At 67.0% G+C, this 16042-nt stretch carries 19 protein-coding genes and 1 tRNA gene; 17 read left to right on the top strand and 3 right to left on the bottom strand.

The features are described from left to right. Positions 1-11: 11 nt before the first annotated feature. The 7 genes from ctaD to HRJ34_RS12335 all read left to right on the top strand — a co-directional run bounded on the left by ctaD (position 12) and on the right by HRJ34_RS12335 (position 5397). On the top strand, positions 12-1700 hold the full coding sequence (gene ctaD, locus HRJ34_RS12360) for a cytochrome c oxidase subunit I (protein WP_012050060.1): 1689 nt from the start codon (positions 12-14) through the stop codon (positions 1698-1700). An 82-nt stretch (positions 1701-1782) separates the two neighbouring features. After that, on the top strand, positions 1783-2691 hold the full coding sequence (locus HRJ34_RS12355; RefSeq protein ID WP_016746762.1) for a heme o synthase: 909 nt from the start codon (positions 1783-1785) through the stop codon (positions 2689-2691). Continuing rightward, entirely contained in the window at positions 2688-2816 is a 129-nt protein-coding gene (locus HRJ34_RS29455; RefSeq protein WP_012050062.1) for a hypothetical protein, read from the top strand. The genes HRJ34_RS12355 and HRJ34_RS29455 overlap by 4 nt, the downstream gene beginning before the upstream one ends. Beyond that, on the top strand, positions 2813-3391 hold the full coding sequence (locus HRJ34_RS12350; RefSeq protein WP_012050063.1) for a cytochrome c oxidase assembly protein: 579 nt from the start codon (positions 2813-2815) through the stop codon (positions 3389-3391). Before HRJ34_RS29455 ends, HRJ34_RS12350 begins: the two co-directional genes overlap by 4 nt. A 34-nt stretch (positions 3392-3425) precedes the next feature. Beyond that, positions 3426-4295: a cytochrome c oxidase subunit 3 gene (locus HRJ34_RS12345; RefSeq protein WP_208634232.1), complete on the top strand. Its 870-nt coding sequence runs from the start codon at positions 3426-3428 to the stop codon at positions 4293-4295. 86 nt (positions 4296-4381) lie between these two features. Next, a complete protein-coding gene (locus tag HRJ34_RS12340; RefSeq protein WP_012050065.1) occupies positions 4382-4765 on the top strand; it encodes a DUF983 domain-containing protein in 384 nt (127 codons plus the stop codon). Further along, positions 4765-5397 carry an SURF1 family protein gene (locus HRJ34_RS12335; RefSeq protein WP_208634231.1) on the top strand — a complete coding sequence of 211 codons (633 nt, stop codon included), beginning with the start codon at positions 4765-4767 and terminating at the stop codon, positions 5395-5397. The genes HRJ34_RS12340 and HRJ34_RS12335 overlap by 1 nt, the downstream gene beginning before the upstream one ends. On the opposite strand, the gene HRJ34_RS12330 is transcribed toward HRJ34_RS12335, so the two are convergent. Both HRJ34_RS12330 and HRJ34_RS12325 read right to left on the bottom strand, forming a co-directional pair. Continuing rightward, positions 5364-6434: an ACP S-malonyltransferase gene (locus HRJ34_RS12330; protein ID WP_208634230.1), complete on the bottom strand. Its 1071-nt coding sequence runs from the start codon at positions 6432-6434 to the stop codon at positions 5364-5366. The two genes, HRJ34_RS12335 and HRJ34_RS12330, sit on opposite strands and share 34 nt — an antisense overlap. Positions 6435-6450: 16 nt before the next feature. Next, positions 6451-8658 (bottom strand): thiamine pyrophosphate-dependent enzyme, encoded by a 2208-nt coding sequence (locus tag HRJ34_RS12325; protein WP_208634229.1) that lies wholly within the window; start codon positions 8656-8658, stop codon positions 6451-6453. Between the two features lie 280 nt (positions 8659-8938). On the opposite strand from HRJ34_RS12325, the gene HRJ34_RS12320 reads away from it, so the two are divergent. The 5 genes from HRJ34_RS12320 (at position 8939) to HRJ34_RS12300 (ending at position 13111) form a co-directional block, all read left to right on the top strand. Then, positions 8939-10456, top strand: a complete 1518-nt coding sequence (locus HRJ34_RS12320; protein WP_208634228.1) for a flavin-containing monooxygenase — start codon at positions 8939-8941, stop codon at positions 10454-10456. After that, the gene (locus HRJ34_RS12315; RefSeq protein WP_319025639.1) at positions 10398-11234 is read left to right on the top strand and encodes an SDR family oxidoreductase; all 837 of its coding nucleotides are present in this window, start codon (positions 10398-10400) and stop codon (positions 11232-11234) included. Before HRJ34_RS12320 ends, HRJ34_RS12315 begins: the two co-directional genes overlap by 59 nt. A 139-nt stretch (positions 11235-11373) precedes the next feature. Continuing rightward, entirely contained in the window at positions 11374-12357 is a 984-nt protein-coding gene (locus HRJ34_RS12310) for an AraC family transcriptional regulator (RefSeq protein WP_029548941.1), read from the top strand. 74 nt (positions 12358-12431) lie between these two features. Beyond that, positions 12432-12686 (top strand): FitA-like ribbon-helix-helix domain-containing protein, encoded by a 255-nt coding sequence (locus tag HRJ34_RS12305; RefSeq protein WP_016746771.1) that lies wholly within the window; start codon positions 12432-12434, stop codon positions 12684-12686. Next, positions 12683-13111, top strand: a complete 429-nt coding sequence (locus tag HRJ34_RS12300) for a type II toxin-antitoxin system VapC family toxin (protein WP_208634226.1) — start codon at positions 12683-12685, stop codon at positions 13109-13111. The genes HRJ34_RS12305 and HRJ34_RS12300 overlap by 4 nt, the downstream gene beginning before the upstream one ends. An 18-nt stretch (positions 13112-13129) precedes the next feature. Here HRJ34_RS12300 and HRJ34_RS12295 read toward each other — a convergent pair. Further along, positions 13130-13219 (bottom strand) — tRNA-Ser (locus HRJ34_RS12295). A 144-nt stretch (positions 13220-13363) separates the two neighbouring features. Here HRJ34_RS12295 and hspQ point away from each other — a divergent pair. The 5 genes from hspQ (at position 13364) to HRJ34_RS12270 (ending at position 16039) form a co-directional block, all read left to right on the top strand. Then, positions 13364-13735 carry a heat shock protein HspQ gene (hspQ, locus tag HRJ34_RS12290; RefSeq protein WP_029548942.1) on the top strand — a complete coding sequence of 124 codons (372 nt, stop codon included), beginning with the start codon at positions 13364-13366 and terminating at the stop codon, positions 13733-13735. Between the two features lie 196 nt (positions 13736-13931). Next, positions 13932-14294, top strand: coding sequence for a 50S ribosomal protein L21 (rplU, locus tag HRJ34_RS12285; protein WP_012050075.1), 363 nt, complete (start codon positions 13932-13934; stop codon positions 14292-14294). A 26-nt stretch (positions 14295-14320) separates the two neighbouring features. Then, positions 14321-14590, top strand: coding sequence for a 50S ribosomal protein L27 (gene rpmA / locus HRJ34_RS12280; protein ID WP_012050076.1), 270 nt, complete (start codon positions 14321-14323; stop codon positions 14588-14590). 179 nt (positions 14591-14769) lie between these two features. Next, the gene (locus HRJ34_RS12275; RefSeq protein ID WP_012050077.1) at positions 14770-15342 is read left to right on the top strand and encodes a GNAT family N-acetyltransferase; all 573 of its coding nucleotides are present in this window, start codon (positions 14770-14772) and stop codon (positions 15340-15342) included. Positions 15343-15469: 127 nt separating this feature from the next. Next, positions 15470-16039 (top strand): TetR/AcrR family transcriptional regulator, encoded by a 570-nt coding sequence (locus HRJ34_RS12270; RefSeq protein WP_037519979.1) that lies wholly within the window; start codon positions 15470-15472, stop codon positions 16037-16039. Positions 16040-16042 lie beyond the last annotated feature (3 nt).

Below are 16042 nucleotides of genomic sequence, written 5' to 3'. Positions count from 1 at the left end.
GGCCCGAGATCATGAGTGACATCACCGCAACCGCTTCGCACTTCCAGGCGCATGAGGACCATGGCCATCATGATGCCGACCACAAGCCGGCATTCTTCCAGCGCTGGTTCATGTCGACGAACCACAAGGACATCGGCACCCTCTACCTGATCTTCGCGATCGTCGCCGGCATCATCGGCGGCGCGATCTCGGGCCTGATGCGCGCCGAGCTCGCGGAGCCGGGCATCCAGTATCTGCAGGTCTGGACGAAGCTGATGGGCGGCGCGCCCGATTTCGACTCCGCGCTGCACATGTGGAACGTGCTCATCACCGCGCACGGCCTGATCATGGTGTTCTTCATGGTCATGCCCGCGATCATCGGCGGTTTCGGCAACTGGTTCGTCCCGATCATGATCGGCGCGCCCGACATGGCCTTCCCGCGGATGAACAACATCAGCTTCTGGCTGCTCATCCCGGCCTTCTCGCTGCTGCTCGGCTCGTCCTTCTTCTCGGGCGGCACCGGCCACGGCGCCGGCACCGGCTGGACCGTCTACGCCCCGCTGTCGACCAGCGGCTCGGCGGGCGCGTCGGTCGACATGGCGATCCTGTCGCTCCACCTCGCGGGCGCCTCGTCGATCCTCGGCGCGGTCAACTTCATCACGACCATCTTCAACATGCGCGCGCCGGGCATGACCCTGCACAAGATGCCGCTGTTCGTCTGGTCGGTCCTCGTCACCGCCTTCCTGCTGCTGCTCGCGCTGCCGGTCCTCGCCGCCGCGATCACCATGCTGCTCACCGACCGCAACTTCGGCACGACCTTCTATGATGCGTCGGGCGGCGGCGATCCGGTGCTCTACCAGCACCTCTTCTGGTTCTTCGGCCACCCCGAAGTGTACATCATGATCCTGCCGGGCTTCGGCATCATCAGCCAGATCGTCTCGACCTTCTCGAAGAAGCCGGTGTTCGGCTATCTCGGCATGGCCTACGCCATGGTCGCGATCGGCGTCGTCGGCTTCGTCGTGTGGGCGCACCACATGTTCACCACCGGCATGTCGGTCGACACCAAGATGTACTTCACCGCCGCGACGATGGTGATCGCGGTTCCGACCGGCATCAAGATCTTCTCGTGGATCGCGACGATGTGGGGCGGCTCGATCACCTTCAAGACGCCGATGCTCTGGGCGATCGGCTTCATCTTCCTGTTCACGGTCGGCGGCGTCACCGGCGTCGTGCTCGCCAATGGCGGCGTCGACAACTACATGCACGACACCTACTATGTCGTCGCGCACTTCCACTATGTGCTCTCGCTGGGCGCGGTGTTCTCGCTGTTCGCCGCCTTCTATTACTGGTTCGGCAAGATGACCGGCCGGATGTACAACGAGTTCCTGGGCCAGGTGCACTTCTGGCTGTTCTTCATCGGCGTGAACGTCCTGTTCTTCCCGATGCACTTCCTGGGCCTCGACGGCATGCCCCGCCGTATCCCGGACTATCCGGACGCCTTCCAGCACTGGAACTCGGTTGCCACGCACGGCTACGAGCTCATGGCCTTCTCGATGATCTTCTTCTTCATCAACGTCTTCTGGTCGATGTTCGCGGGCAAGAAGGCGGAGGGCAACTACTGGGGCGAAGGCGCGACGACGCTCGAATGGACCCTGTCGAGCCCGCCGCCGTACCACCAGTTCGAGCAGCTCCCGCATATCGGTGACGACCACAGTCACTGATCCAAGTCAGTAGGATGAAATGAGCCGCCGCTTCGACGACTCGTCAGAGCGGCGGTTTCATTAGGAACGTGAATCGATTGTCATGGCGAGCAAGGCTCATCCCGTCGCAACGACCGCCGCGGCCGACTGGCGCGATTTCCTCGCGCTGACCAAGCCGCGCGTGCTGACCCTGGTGGTGTTCACCGGGTTGTGCGGACTGCTGGCGGCGCCCCAGTCGATCCATCCCGTGCTGGGCTTCACCGCCGTGCTGTGCATCGCGCTCGGCGCGGGGGCGGCCGGCGCGCTCAACCAGTGGTATGAGGCCGATCTCGACGCGATGATGGCGCGGACGGCGAACCGGCCGCTGCCCGCCGGGCGGATGGACCGGCAGTCGGCGCTCCACTTCGGCGTCGGCCTCGGCATCTTCTCGGTGCTGCTGATGGGCCTCGCGCTCAACGTGCTGGCGGCCGCGATCCTCGCCGTCTCGATCCTCTTCTACGTGGTCGTCTACACGATCTGGCTGAAGCGCCGGACGCCGCAGAACATCGTCATCGGCGGCGCCGCCGGCGCCTTCCCGGCGCTGATCGGCTGGGCCGCCGCGACCGGGCGGGTCGAAACCCTGCCGGTGCTGCTGTTCGCGCTCGTCTTCCTGTGGACGCCGCCGCATTTCTGGGCGCTCGCCCTGTTCATCAACTCCGACTATGCCCGCGCGGGCGTGCCGATGCTGCCCGCCGTGGCCGGCCAGCGCGCCACCCGCATCCAGATCATGCTCTACACCGTCCCGATGGTCGTCGCCGCGGTGGCGCCCTGGGCGATGGGGCTGACCGGCGCGATCTACGGCATCGGCGCGAGCCTGCTGTCGGCGCTGTTCCTGCTGCTCGCGGCGCAGGTCGGCTTCAGCCGCGAGGCCGATCCCGCGAGGATGAAGGCCGAACGCCGCCTGTTCGGCTTCTCGATCCTCTATCTGTTCCTCATTTTCGGCCTGGTCGTCGCCGACAAGGTGCTGGCATGAACTATACCCCCGACGAGCAGAACGAGATCCGCCGCCGCCAGAAGTCGCGCGCGCTCGTCACCGCGCTGATCCTCGGCGCCTTCGTCGTCCTGTTCTACGCGATCTCGATCGCGAAGATGCTATGAGCCACGCGCTTCCTCCGCAGCAGGACCGCAACCTGCGGGTCGGGTTGATCGCCGCGGCGGTCGCCCTTGCCATGCTGGGCCTCGGCTATGCCGCCGTGCCGCTCTACCGCATGTTCTGCCAGGTGACCGGCTTCGGCGGCACGACGATGCGCAGCGAGACCGGGATCGCGCCGGGCGCGGTGATCGGCAAGCTGATCAACGTGCGGTTCGACGCCAACGTCGCCCCGTCGCTGCCGTGGAGCTTCGCGCCCGAGAAGCGGGTGGCCCGCATCGCGATCGGCGCGCGCAACATGGCCTTCTTCACCGCGACCAACCTGAGCGACCATCCGATCACCGGCACGGCGAGCTTCAACGTCACGCCCGAGCTGGCCGGCGCCTATTTCACCAAGATCCAGTGCTTCTGCTTCACCAGCCAGACGCTGAAGCCCGGCGAGACGATTCGCATGCCGGTGATCTATTATGTCGACCCCGCGATCCTGAAGGATAAGGAAGCGGGCAAGTTCAACGAAATCACTCTGTCCTACACCTTCTTCCCCGACAAATCCGCTGTGGATTCCGAACGGGCGGGCGGTTAAGGGACTTCCCATCAGATTATCAGGGGCACGGAAAATGGCCGGAGCTAAGAGCCACGATTATCATATCCTACCGCCGAGCATCTGGCCGTTCATCGGCTCGATGTCGGCGCTGGCGATGGCGTCGGGTGGCATCATGTGGATGCACAAGGCCGCTTTCGGCGGCTATGTGTTCTTCGCCGGCCTGCTCGGCGTCCTGTTCACCATGTTCTCCTGGTGGTCGGACGTGATCCGCGAGGCGCATGCCGGCGATCATACCCCGGTCGTGCAGCTCCACCTGCGCTACGGCATGATCCTGTTCATCGCCTCCGAAGTCATGTTCTTCGTCGGCTGGTTCTGGGCGTGGTTCGACTTCTCGCTCTTCCCGGTCGCGCTCGAGCTGAAGGACGGCGCCACCTCGATCATCGAGGGCCCGAACAGCATCAGCCATGCGGCCGGCATCTGGCCGCCCAAGGGGCTGGAGGTGATCGACGCCTTCCACCTGCCGCTGCTCAACACGCTGCTGCTGCTCTGCTCGGGCACCACGGTCACCTGGGCGCACCATGCGCTGCTGCACGGCGACCGCGACGGCCTGAAGAAGGGCCTGTGGCTGACGATCATCCTCGGCATGGTGTTCACCAGCGTCCAGGCCTATGAGTATATGCATGCGCCGTTCCCCTTTAAGGGCATCAACTATGGCGCGGCCTTCTTCATGGCGACCGGCTTCCACGGCTTCCACGTTCTGATCGGCACGATCTTCCTGATCGTCTGCCTGATCCGCGCCTATCGCGGCGACTTCACCCCGCAGCAGCATTTCGGCTTCGAAGCCGCCGCGTGGTACTGGCACTTCGTCGACGTCGTGTGGCTGTTCCTGTTCGTCGTCGTCTACGTCTGGGGTGGCTGGGGCGCTCCCGTCCACGGCGGCTGACGCCGACGGCCATGACCGCATAGGGGCGCGGCGGCGGGGGAGACCTGCCGCCGCGCCTTTTTCTTTTCCAACCGGGAGGATCGTCGATGCCTGAACCGTCCGCGCCGCCCCCGCCGGCCCCCCTCGACGCAGCGCTGCGTGGCCTTTGCCCGCGATGCGGCGCGCCGGGCCTGTTCGCCAGCTTCCTGCGCTTCGCCGACCGCTGCGCCGGCTGCGGCCTCGATTACCGCGCCTTCAACGTCGGCGACGGTGCCGCCGCCTTCCTCATCCTGATCGTCGGCGGGCTCGTCAGCCTGCTTGCGATCATCGTCGAGCTCAAATGGTCGCCGCCGCTGATCGTCCACCTGCTGCTCTGGCTGCCGCTCACCATCGGGTTGACCGTGCTGCTGCTGCGCCTCGCCAAGGGATTGCTCCTCGCGCTCGAATATAAGAATGCCGCGCGCGAAGGCCGGTTCGTGAAGCGCGACTGATGCGGCGGATACCCGTGCTGCCGACGCTGGTCGTTGCGCTCGCCATCGCCGCGATGGTGGCGCTCGGCATCTGGCAGATCCGCCGCGCGCATTGGAAGGAAGGGCTGCTCGCCAGCTATCGCGCGTCGCGCAACGCGGCCGATCTCTACGGCGTGCCGGCCGGCGCCGGTCCCGACGCGATAGCCTTCCGCCACGCCCATATACTGTGCCGGGTGACCACGAAGGAGACGCTGCTCGGCGGAACCGACGCCTCGGGCCGCACCGGTTTCCGCGCCATCGTCGGCTGCGCGCTGATCGACGGCCGGGTGATCATGGCCGATCTCGGTTGGCGGGCGATCGACGCCCGGCCGGCGCTGCCGGTGGTCGGCGCGCGGATCGAGGGCAGGGGGCTGCTCATCCCCGACGAGGTGCTCGCCCGCCGGGTGCTGGGCAAGACGGCCGACGCGGTGCCGTTGCTGCTGGTGCTCGACCGCGGCGTCCAGGGCCTGTCGCCGAGCGTCCCGCCGTCGATCGAGACGATCCCCAACAACCATATCAGCTATGCGGTGCAGTGGTTCCTGTTCGCGGGCGTCGCGCTGATCATCTACGCGCTGGCGCTCTATCGCCGATCGGCGACGACCCGCCCGCGCTGATCGGCGCGGCCGCAGGACAGGACGAAGGGACGGTCGGCCTGCCCGGCCTGGAAGGCGGCCTTCGAGTCCCAGCCGTGCCAGCCGATCGCCAGCAGCGACTGGATCACCGCGCCGCCCAGCGTCTCGCCGGGGCCGAGGACGATCAGGCAGTCGGGCGCGAACTCGCGCATCGCGACCCGGATCGCGCCGGTGAAGTCGTAGCTCCGCGTCACCTGATAGCCGAACGTATAGTCCCACAGCGCGTCGAGGTCGCTGGCATGCGGCCGCCAGACATGGCCGCGCCCGTCGATCAGCGGCACCGCCGGCGACCGGAACCAGTCGACCGGCAGGCTTTGCCGCGCTTCCCGGGCGATCGGTTCGAGCAGCGGCGTGTGGAAGGCGGCGTGGTTCTGCAGCCGCATCGGGAAGCTTCCGGGCCCGGCGGGGAGGCGGTCGCCCAGCGTCCGCAACGCCGCATCGCTGCCGGCGAAGACGATCATCCCGCCCAGCTCGATCGAGACATGGAGGTCGGGGATCGTGTCGACCAGGTCGAGGAACTGCTCGCGCCGGCCCGGGATCGGCCGCCACTCCTCGTCGAGCAGGGTGTGGACGACCTGCCCGCCGATGCCTTCCGCATGCATGCGGGTGCCCATCGCGTTGACGACCTCGAAGCCGTGCGCGGCGTCGAGCGCCCCGCCGCAGGCAAGCGTCGTGTACCAGCCCATCGAATTGCCGGTGACCGCGACGATGTCGAAGCGGTCGCGGTCGATCGCCAGATAATCGGCATAGGAGCAGGCGAAGATCAGCCCCGAGGCATTGTCGCCGCGGCCATGGACGGCCGCCGAATGGCTCGCCGCGCCGTCGAGTTCGGACAGGGTCGGTTGCCCCAGCTCGGCGCGGCGGCGGTCGAACCCTTCGATCAGCGCGTGCTGCCCCGCATGGAAGCGGTGGAGATAGCCGAGCTCGCCCTTGTTGTAGGTGCCCCGGCCGGGGCAGACGACGACCGCCTTCGCTTTCCTTTGATCGGCCGTTATTTCCGAGTCGGCGGATGATTCCATCCGCCTTGAAATCACTCTAGTCACGGACGGCCTCCAGCGCGGCGGCGAGGATCGAATCGCGGCTCGGCAGGGTCAGGGTGGCGGCGCGGGCGAGCGGGATGAAGCTGTCCTCGGCGGCGATCCGGCTGACCGGCAGGCCGGGCGCCTTCTCCATGAACATCGCCATCAGCGCCTCGCTCTGCGATCCGGTGATCCGGCATTCGTCGACGATCAGCACGCGGCGGGCGTCGCCGACCGCGCGCAAGACGGCGTCGGGATCGAGCGGGGCGAGCCAGCGCAGGTCGATCACCCGCGCATCGACGCCATGCTCGTCGGCCAGCAGCTTCTGGGCCTGGCGCGACAGATAATAGCCATTGGCATAGCTGACGATGGCGAGGTCGGTGCCGTCGCCATGGCGGCCGACCTCGCCGATGCGGACCGGCCTATCGCTGCCCGGTGCCTCGTAGACGCTGGTCCACAGGCCGTCGCCCTCGGCATGGAGGTCGCGGGTCATGTAGAGCGCGATCGGCTCGACGAAGACGACGACCCGCCGTTCCTCGATCGCCAGCCGCACGCATTCGCGCAGCATCGCCACCGCGTCGCGCCCGTTGGACGGGCAGGCGAGGACGATGCCGGGAATGTCGCGGAAGACCGCCAGGCTGTTGTCGTTGTGGAAATGGCCGCCGAAGCCCTTCTGGTAGCCGAGCCCGGCGATCCGCACGATCATCGGGTTGGCATATTGGCCGTCCGAGAAGAAGGGCAGCGTCGCCGCCTCGCCGCGCAGCTGGTCCTCGGCATTGTGGACATAGGCGAGGAACTGGATCTCGGTGATCGCCAGCAGGTCGTTGTGGGCGAAACCGATGCCGAGGCCGAGGATGCTCTGCTCGTCGAGCAGCGTGTTGATCACCCGCGCCGGGCCGAAGCGCTGGTGGAGCTTCGCGGTGACGTTGTAGACGCCGCCCTTGGGGCCGACATCCTCGCCCGCGACGACGATCTGCGGCCATTGCAGCATCGCGTCGGCCAGCGCCCAGCTCAGCAGCCGCGCCATGTGCTGCGGCTTGTCCATCTGCGCCGCGTCGCCGCCGAAGGTCTCGGCGCGCTGCTCGGGCGAGGGCAGGTTGGTCGCGGCGACGGCGCGGCGGGGCGGCAGCAGGCTCGCCATCACCTGCGCCGGGGTGGTCAGCTTGGGGCGGCGGATCGCCTCCTCGGCCGCGCGCGCGATCGTCTCCTCGGCCTCCTCGTAGAGATCGAGGATCTGGTCGGGTCGCAGGATGCCGAGGTCGGCGAGCAGCGCCGCGCCGTGGAGCAGCGGATCGCGCGCGTCGCTCTCGGCGATCTCGGTGCGCGACAGATAGGTCGACTGCACGTCCGATCCGGCATGGCCGTAGAGCCGGGTGCAGCCCATGTGGAGGAACACCGGCTTGCGCCGCTCGCGGGCGATCGCCGCCGCCTCGCGCGCCGTGCACAGCGCGTCGAGCAGGTCGAGCCCGTCGCAGGCGAGATAGGCGAGCGCGGGGCGGTTGCGGAACGAGGCGGCGATCCAGCCGGACGGCGTGCGGGTGGAGATGCCGATGCCATTGTCCTCGCAGGCGAAGATGATCGGCATGGGGATGCCCTGATAGGCGGCCCAGCCGGCGGTGTTGATCGCCCCCTGCGCGGTCGAATGGTTCGCCGAGGCGTCGCCGAAGCTGCACAATATGATCGAGTCGGGGGCGAGCGGCCGGTCCGCCAGCCCGATCCGGGCGGCGACGCCGATGCTGAACGCCGCGCCCACCGCCTTGGGCAGGTGCGAGGCGATCGTGCTGGTCTGCGGCGGGATGGCGAGCGCCTTCGATCCGAGCACCTTGTGCCGCCCGCCCGAGATCGGGTCGTCCGCCGATGCGGCGAAGCTCAGCAGCATGTCCCAGACCGGAGTCTGGCCGGGGACCTGCTTCGATCGGTGGATCTGGAAGGCGGCGTCGCGATAGTGGAGGAAGGCCATGTCGCCGGCCCGCAGCGCGGCGGCGAGCGCGGCATTGCCCTCATGACCCGAGCTGCCGATCGTGTAGAAGCCCTCGCCCCGCGCCTGCAGCTTGCGCGAGATGCGGTCGAGCTGGCGACTCACCACCTGCGAGTGGAACAGGTCGACCAGCGCGGGCGCGGCGATGCCGGCGTCGGCGAGCCCCAGCCGGGATCGCCGCGCGGGCAGGGTGCCCGATCGCAGCGCGGCGCGGAAATTCTCGTGGATCGTCTCAGCCGCGTCCATGGCGGCACTCCCGTGCGACCGACGCGAGGTCGGCGTCTTGCTGGCTCATGCGGGTCTTCGCTCTCTTCGTGGCCCGCGACGAGGCGGGGCCTTATCGTTTCACTGGCGCCTTCATGGCACAAATATCGGCGGCTGGCGAAGCCCGTCCGAGGCCCGTCGCTATCGATGCCTCGGCCGCATTCCGCCGCAGCGGGCGCATAGTCGCGGCAGTTGGCGCATATCGCCGCCTTCGCTGCCGGCGATAGCCTCCTTCCCGATATCACGAGGGGAATGGGGTAGGATGATCCGATCGATCGGCATCGTTGGCTGTGGGCTCGCCGGTCTCGTCACGGCCAAGACGCTGAAGCAGTTCGGCTTCGACGTCCTTCTCTTCGAAAAGGAAGCCGATATCGGCGGGGTGTGGTCGGCGTCGCGCCGCTATCCGGGCCTGACGACGCAGAATCCACGCGAAACCTATGCGTTCGCCGACTTCCCGATGCCGGCATCCTATCCGGAATGGCCGACCGGCGCGCAGGTGCAGGCCTATCTCGAAACCTATGTCGATCATTTCGGATTGCGCGACGCGATCCGGCTGAACACCGAAGTGCTGTCCGCCAGGCCCCTCGCGGACGGGTGGACGCTCGCCACCCGCGACGCCGCATCCGGAACGACGGCGGAGCATCGCGTCGATTATCTGATCGTCTGCAACGGCATCTTCTCGATACCCGCCATTCCGCCGTTCGAGGGCGCGGATGCGTTCGTCGAGGCGGGCGGGCATATCCTGCACACCAGCCAGTTCACCGACGTCGGGCTGGCGCGCGGCCGGAACGTGATCGTGGTCGGCTATGGCAAGTCCTCCTGCGATGCCGCCGTCGCCATCTCGGGCGTCGCCGCCTCGACCACGGTCGTCGCGCGCCACCTGATCTGGAAGATCCCGAAGAAGCTGGCGAAGCTGGTCAACTTCAAGCACCTGTTCCTCAACAGGCTGGGCGAGGGGCTGTTCCCCTACATCCGAATCAGGGGGTTCGAGAAATTCCTGCATGGGCCGGGCAGGCCGCTGCGGAACCTGATGATGGGAACGGTGCAGTTCGTCATCAGCCGCCAGCTCGGATTGAAGAAGATCGGCCTCGAGCCGTCCGGCAAGCTCGAGACGATCGCGCGATCGACCGTCAGCCTGGTCACCGACGGCTTCTACGAGAAGATCGCGGCGGGCGAGATCGGCTTCCACAAGGCCGAGATCGCTTCGTTGCGCCCCGGCGAAGCCCGCCTCACCGACGGGACGACCGTTCCCGCGGGCGTCATCGTCTGCGGGACGGGATGGCATCAGCGCTGCGATTTCCTCGCGCCCGACGTGCTGGAGAAGGTCACCGACGGGCGGGGCAATTTCCGCCTCTATCGCTCGATGCTGCCGGTCGGCGTCCCCCGGCTCGCCTTCAACGGCTATAATTCCTCCTTCTTCAGCCAGTTGAACGCGGAGATCGGCGCCTTCTGGATCGCGGACATGCTCCGCGGCGGCGTGACGCTGCCCAGCGATGCGGCGCAGAACGCCTATGTCGACGAGCGGCTGGCGTGGATGGAAGCGCGCACCGACGGCAAGCATTCGAAGGGGACCAACATCATCCCCTTCTCGGTCCACCATATCGACGAGCTGCTGCGGGAAATCGATCTGGAGCTGCCGGTCATGACCCGGATCAAGCATTGGTTCGTCGCGATCGATGCGGCCGACTATGCCGGATTGCTGCCGCGTCTGTTGAAGCGCCATGGCTTTTCCGGCGCATCGTCCACCATGGCCCGAGGGAGGAAATATGGCTCGGCTTGACGGAAAAGTCGCGATCGTCACGGGAGGCGCCGCTTCGATTGGCGCGGCGATCGTGCGCAAGCTGCACGCGGAAGGCGCGCGGGTGGCGATCGCCGCGCGCAGCGCCGGCAAGGGGGACGCGCTGGCCGCGGAACTGGGCGACGGCGCGCTGTTCGTCTCCACCGACATCACCGACGACGCGGCGCTCGCAAGGCTCGTCGCGCGAACGGTCGACGTCTTCGGCCGGCTCGACATCGTCGTCAACAATGCCTGCTCCTATGGCGACGATGGCGCGGCCACGGCGCGCGGCACATGGCTCGACACGCTCAACGTCAATGCCGTGTCGGCCGCCATCCTCGGCGAGATCGCCCGTCCCCATCTGAAGGCGGCGCGCGGCACCATCGTCAACATCGGCTCGATCTCGGGCCGGTTCGCGCATGTCGGCCGCTGGGCCTATCCGGTGTCCAAGGCGGCGCTCGCCCATCTGACGCGCGCGCAGGCGATGGACTATGCGGCGGACGGCATCCGGGTGAACATGGTTACGCTGGGGCATATCTGGTCCGACCCGTTCGACGGCCTGACCGGCGGCGATCGGGCGCATGCCGACGACGTCGCGCGCGACCTCAACCTGATCGGTCGCGTTGCCGATGCGGGCGAAGTGGCGAACGTCGTCGCCTTCGTCGCCTCCGACGCGGCGAGCTACATGACCGGCAGCGAGACGTCGGTCGACGGCGGCTACGGCATGATGGGGCCGGAGCGCCGCGTGCCGTTGATGCCGCTGCTGTCGGGCCAGGCCTGATGTGCGCCGGGAAGGTTGAGCGCGAGTGCGCGATGGCATAGCCTCCCCCGTCTCGCGGGCTGCTCGCGCCGCTCCTCCGGGTGCCGGTCACGGCATCGGAGCCGGGCGGCGCGGCCGAAGCGGGCGCGCGGAGAATGCTATGCAACTGGCAGGGGAACTGAGTCGGCATTCGATCCTGAGCACCACGGATCTCGATCATGCCCGTCACGCCGTCGGCAGGATTTTCTGCCCCCATCGCCTTACGCCGGGCTCCGAGCTGGGAGAGGGCGTGGTCCGCTTCCACCATGCGCCGGTTCGCGCGCTCTCCGTTAACTGGGTCGACTATGGCCGGGACGTCGTGATCGACCCGGTGCCTTTCGAGAAATTCTACCTGTTGCAGATCCTCCGCTCGGGCAGTGCGGAGATCGGCTGCAACGGCCGGCGCTTCGCCCTGGCGGCCGGCGAGGCCAGCCTGCTCAATCCCGACGACGAGGTCAGCATGCGCTGGTCGGGGCATTGCCATAAGCTGATCGTCAGGATCGAGCGCGCCGCGCTCGAGCGTTTTGCCGAGGACTGGTTCGGCTTCTATCTTCCCGGTCCGCTGAATTTCGAGAATCGCCCGGGCTGGGAAATGCCCGAACTCGCGGTCGCGCGCGGCCTGGTCGAGCTGATCGTGCAGGACTTCGAGAGCGGCGTCGCGACGCTCAGCCATGCGAAGGCCCAGCGGCATTTCGAGGAGGCGCTGTTCACCGCCTTGCTGATGAGCCGCCGGCATTCGCTGTCGGGCCACATGCAGGCTGGCGCGTCGGTGGTGCCGCGCGCGGTCAAGCGGGCCGAGGACTATATCGCCGCGCATGCGGGCGAGGACATCGGCATCGCCGACCTCGTCGCCGCGAGCGAAGTGTCGAATCGGACCCTGTTCGAGAGCTTCCGGCGCTTCCGCGGCGTCACGCCGATGCAGTATCTTCGCCGCTACCGGCTCGATCGCGTGCGCGAGGAACTGCTCGATCCCGGTTCCGATGTCTCGGTGACGGACGTGGCGATGCGCTGGAACTTCGATCAGCTCGGACGCTTCTCGTCCTATTATGCCTCGGTCTTCGGGGAAAAGCCGTCGCAGACGTTGAGGCGCGGGCGCTCGTCCTAGAGGATCGTGCTTGTGTGGTGATAGCAAAAATCCTATATTGATATCATCGCTATCGGTTCATGGATTTGCTATCAATGCCTGCCGTCACCATCCGCAATCTCTCCGAAGAGGCGCATCGCGCGCTCAAGATTCGGGCCGCCCACCATGGCCGCAGCACCGAGGCGGAGATGCGCGATATCCTGGAAGGCGCGGTTCGCCCGGCGAATCGCGTTCGTATCGGCAGCGCGCTGTCCCGGTTGAGCCGCGATGCCGGGCTGACCAATGCCGATTTCGAGGCTCTCGATCAGGCTCGCGACCGCAAGCCCGCCGAACCGCTGGGCTTCGAATGATCGTCCTCGACACCAATGTCGTCTCCGAGGCGATGAAGCCTGAACCGAACCCGGACGTGTGCGCCTGGCTCGATGAGCAGGCGGCGGAGACGCTCTATCTTTCGAGCGTGACGATCGCGGAACTGCTGTTCGGTATCGGCGCGCTTCCCGACGGCCGGCGCAAGGACAGGCTGGCCGTGGCCTTGGACGGGCTGCTCGAGCTGTTCGACGGGCGGATCCTGCCCTTCGACATGGCGGCCGCCCGTCATTATGCCGATCGCGCGGTCAGGGCGCGCAGTGCCGGTAAGGGATTTCCAACGCCGGACGGATATATCGCCGCCATCGCGGTCTCCCGCAGCTTCGTCGTGGCGACCCGGGATGCCAGCGCATTCGACGCCGCCGGAATCGCCGTCATCGATCCCTGGAAGGCCGATCGGCGGCAATAGCGCGCAATGGAAAGGAAATGGCGGAGAGGGTGGGATTCGAACCCACGGTACGGTTGCCCGCACAACGGTTTTCGAGACCGCCCCGATCGACCACTCCGGCACCTCTCCGCAGAGGTGGAACGAACGGCCGTGGAGCCATCCGTCAGTCGATAGGGGCGGGGCCTTAGCGGACGGATTCGCGTTTGCCAAGCGTTGGCTTGCATGTGACGGCGACTTCCCTACATTAGTTGCGTGATTGAGAAGAGCGTTTCCATTCCGGCGGCGGCCGGCGCCCTGCATCAGGGAATCATCTCGCCCAGCATTTCCCATGCCCGTTTCTCGATCGGGGATGTCGTGCGCCATCGGATGTTCGAGTTCCGCGGCGTCGTGTTCGACGTCGATCCGGTCTTCGCGAACAGCGAGGAATGGTATCAGGCGATTCCCGAGGACATGCGCCCGGCGAAGGAGCAGCCCTTCTACCACCTGTTCGCCGAGAACAGCGACAGCAGCTATATCGCCTATGTCAGCCAGCAGAATCTGGTGCACGACGAAAGCGATGAGCTGGTCGACCATCCGGCGATCGCGGGCCTGTTCGACAGCTACGCCGACGGGCGCTACCAGCTGCGCCGCGAGCATCGCCAGTAGGCGATGAGGCGATTCGCCGTCCGGCCCGTTTCCGCCGGCGGATGATTCGCTCCGGGGCCGATATTTTCGGGCGCGAGCCCGGTCCATAAAGGTTGACTTTCCGGCGTCGTGCCTTTAGCGAGCCGCTTTCCCGCGTGGGGCTGACGGCCACGAGCCGTCGCGTTTGCGCTAACAGTTTGAAGAAGTGATGAGGGCCATGTTCGCTATCGTGCGCACGGGCGGCAAGCAGTATCGCGTTGCCGCGGGAGACAAGATCGTCGTCGAGAAGCTTCCGGGTGAAGCCGGCTCGACCGTGTCGCTGGGCGACGTCCTGCTGGCCGGCGAAGGCGCCGAGCTGAAGGACGTGAAGGGCCTGACCGTTTCGGCCGAGATCATCGCGCAGGCGAAGGGCGAGAAGGTCATCGTCTTCAAGAAGCGCCGCCGCCACAATTATCGTCGCCGGAACGGCCATCGCCAGCAGCACACGATCCTCAAGATCCTGTCGATCGGCGGCGAAGCCAAGGCGAAGAAGGCCCCGGCAAAGGCCAAGGCGGATGCGCCTGCGGCCGCCGAAGCCTGATCGAAGAGCCAACGGAGTAGTTTGAGATGGCACATAAGAAAGCAGGCGGCTCTTCGCGCAACGGTCGCGATTCGGCCGGCCGCCGCCTCGGTGTGAAGAAGTTCGGTGGCGAGCTCGTCATCGGCGGCAACATCATCATCCGCCAGCGCGGCACCAAGGTCTATCCGGGCCGCAATGTCGGCATCGGCAAGGATCACACGCTGTTCGCGCTGACCGACGGCCGCGTCGCGTTCCACAGCGGCAAGCTCGGCCGCAAATATGTCAGCGTCGACACGCTGGCCGAAGCCGCCGAGTAACATCGGGCGAGCCCATATTCGGGTCGCCCAGAGGGCGACCCGAAGGTCCGGCACGCCGGACCGATGAGGGAGAGGGTCGCAACCTCTCCCTTTTTCGTGTCTCCCTCCGAAAATTGTCGCTGCCCTGTAACCTTATCAGTTCACAGGCGTTTTCGGGGCGGCGGAGAGGAGATATCTGCATGTTCGCGCGTACCCAGCGGCTTTTGTTGCGTCCCGGCTGGAAGGAAGATGCGCCCGCGCTCGCCGCGGCGATCAATGATTTTTCGGTGGTCGGCAAGCTCGCCCGCGCCCCCTGGCCCTATCGCCAGGAGGATGCCGAGGCGTTCCTGGCGGCCGATCGCGGCCCGCTGCCCGATTTCCTGATGTTCGCCCGCACCCATGGCGCGCCGCGCCTGGTCGGCGGCATCGGCCTGTCCGAATGCGACGATGGCGTCGAGCTCGGCTATTGGATCGCCCGGCCCTATTGGGGCCTGGGCTTCGCGACCGAGGCCGGCCGCGCGGTCGTCGACCTGGCCGACCGCGGGCTACGGCTGCCGCGGCTGATCGCGGGGCATTTCGCCGACAATCCCTCCTCGGCGCGGGTGCTCCAGAAGCTCGGCTTCGCCGCCGCCGGCACGGTCAGCAACCGGGCTTGCCGCGCGCGCAACTCGGTCGAGCGCTGCATCGACTATGTCCGGCCGGCCTTCGCCCGGTCCCGTCCGGCCCCGGCGCACGGGATCGGCTATGACCGCGAGGATGCGATCGCCGCATAACGGCGCCCGTCGTCCCCTTTGCGGTCGCGGACAAGTGATGCTATCGCCGCGCCGAACGGGTCGGGGGACGGGTTGCCGTGCGGTTGCGCCGGCCCCCGGTTCGGCCATCGATGGTCAGGACCTCCAGATGCCGCATTCACGTCCGCGCCTGTCGACCGATGAGATGCGCCGGCTCGCGCTCGAAGCGGCGCGCAGCATCCTGATCGAGGAAGGCCCGCAGGCCGTCACGCTGATGGCGGTCGCCAAGCGGATCAACCGCACCCACGCCAATATCCTCCACCATTTCGGTTCCGCTGGCGAACTGCGCCGCGCGATGGCGGAGATGATGGTCGGCCGGGTCGCGGCCGAGATCGGCGCGAAGGTCGTCCGCGTCCGCGAGACCGAAGGCGACCTGCGCGAGATCGTCGACATCACCTTCGACGTCTTCGAGAAGCAGGGCATGGCGGCGCTGATGTCGTGGATGATCCTGTCCGGCGAGCATGACGGGATCGCCCCGATCCTCGACGCGGTCCACAATCTGGTCGAGGAACTGGGCGAGTATCGCGGCGCGCCGCTGCGGCAGATCACTCAGATCCTCGTGCTCACCGCGCTGGGCGAGGGGATGATCGGCGGCCCGATCGCCGAGGCGCTCGAAGTCCCGCGCGAAACCGCTCGCGCGACCCTGGCGGCCCAGCTCCGGATCATGCGCGGCTGGTGATCG

Origin of the sequence: Rhizorhabdus wittichii, assembly GCF_017607425.1 — a bacterium.
GTDB classification, from domain to species: Bacteria; Pseudomonadota; Alphaproteobacteria; order Sphingomonadales; family Sphingomonadaceae; genus Rhizorhabdus; species Rhizorhabdus wittichii.
The sequence above is the reverse complement of the archived record's forward strand: the minus strand, read 5'-3'. Positions and strand labels throughout refer to the sequence as shown.

What these genes read in the sequence shown, in the direction of transcription:
- HRJ34_RS12300 (WP_208634226.1), top strand. Translation starts at nt 12,683, where the DNA reads ATGATCGTCCTCGACACCAATGTCGTCTCCGAGGCGATGAAGCCTGAA.
- HRJ34_RS12305 (WP_016746771.1), top strand. Translation starts at nt 12,432, where the DNA reads ATGCCTGCCGTCACCATCCGCAATCTCTCCGAAGAGGCGCATCGCGCG.
- HRJ34_RS12320 (WP_208634228.1), top strand. Translation starts at nt 8,939, where the DNA reads ATGATCCGATCGATCGGCATCGTTGGCTGTGGGCTCGCCGGTCTCGTC.
- HRJ34_RS12275 (WP_012050077.1), top strand. Translation starts at nt 14,770, where the DNA reads ATGTTCGCGCGTACCCAGCGGCTTTTGTTGCGTCCCGGCTGGAAGGAA.
- HRJ34_RS12315 (WP_319025639.1), top strand. Translation starts at nt 10,398, where the DNA reads ATGGCTTTTCCGGCGCATCGTCCACCATGGCCCGAGGGAGGAAATATG.
- HRJ34_RS12270 (WP_037519979.1), top strand. Translation starts at nt 15,470, where the DNA reads ATGCCGCATTCACGTCCGCGCCTGTCGACCGATGAGATGCGCCGGCTC.
- HRJ34_RS12345 (WP_208634232.1), top strand. Translation starts at nt 3,426, where the DNA reads ATGGCCGGAGCTAAGAGCCACGATTATCATATCCTACCGCCGAGCATC.
- ctaD (WP_012050060.1), top strand. Translation starts at nt 12, where the DNA reads ATGAGTGACATCACCGCAACCGCTTCGCACTTCCAGGCGCATGAGGAC.
- HRJ34_RS12310 (WP_029548941.1), top strand. Translation starts at nt 11,374, where the DNA reads ATGCAACTGGCAGGGGAACTGAGTCGGCATTCGATCCTGAGCACCACG.
- rplU (WP_012050075.1), top strand. Translation starts at nt 13,932, where the DNA reads ATGTTCGCTATCGTGCGCACGGGCGGCAAGCAGTATCGCGTTGCCGCG.
- HRJ34_RS29455 (WP_012050062.1), top strand. Translation starts at nt 2,688, where the DNA reads ATGAACTATACCCCCGACGAGCAGAACGAGATCCGCCGCCGCCAGAAG.
- HRJ34_RS12330 (WP_208634230.1), bottom strand. Translation starts at nt 6,434, where the DNA reads ATGGAATCATCCGCCGACTCGGAAATAACGGCCGATCAAAGGAAAGCG.
- HRJ34_RS12335 (WP_208634231.1), top strand. Translation starts at nt 4,765, where the DNA reads ATGCGGCGGATACCCGTGCTGCCGACGCTGGTCGTTGCGCTCGCCATC.
- HRJ34_RS12350 (WP_012050063.1), top strand. Translation starts at nt 2,813, where the DNA reads ATGAGCCACGCGCTTCCTCCGCAGCAGGACCGCAACCTGCGGGTCGGG.
- HRJ34_RS12325 (WP_208634229.1), bottom strand. Translation starts at nt 8,658, where the DNA reads ATGGACGCGGCTGAGACGATCCACGAGAATTTCCGCGCCGCGCTGCGA.
- HRJ34_RS12355 (WP_016746762.1), top strand. Translation starts at nt 1,783, where the DNA reads ATGGCGAGCAAGGCTCATCCCGTCGCAACGACCGCCGCGGCCGACTGG.
- rpmA (WP_012050076.1), top strand. Translation starts at nt 14,321, where the DNA reads ATGGCACATAAGAAAGCAGGCGGCTCTTCGCGCAACGGTCGCGATTCG.
- HRJ34_RS12340 (WP_012050065.1), top strand. Translation starts at nt 4,382, where the DNA reads ATGCCTGAACCGTCCGCGCCGCCCCCGCCGGCCCCCCTCGACGCAGCG.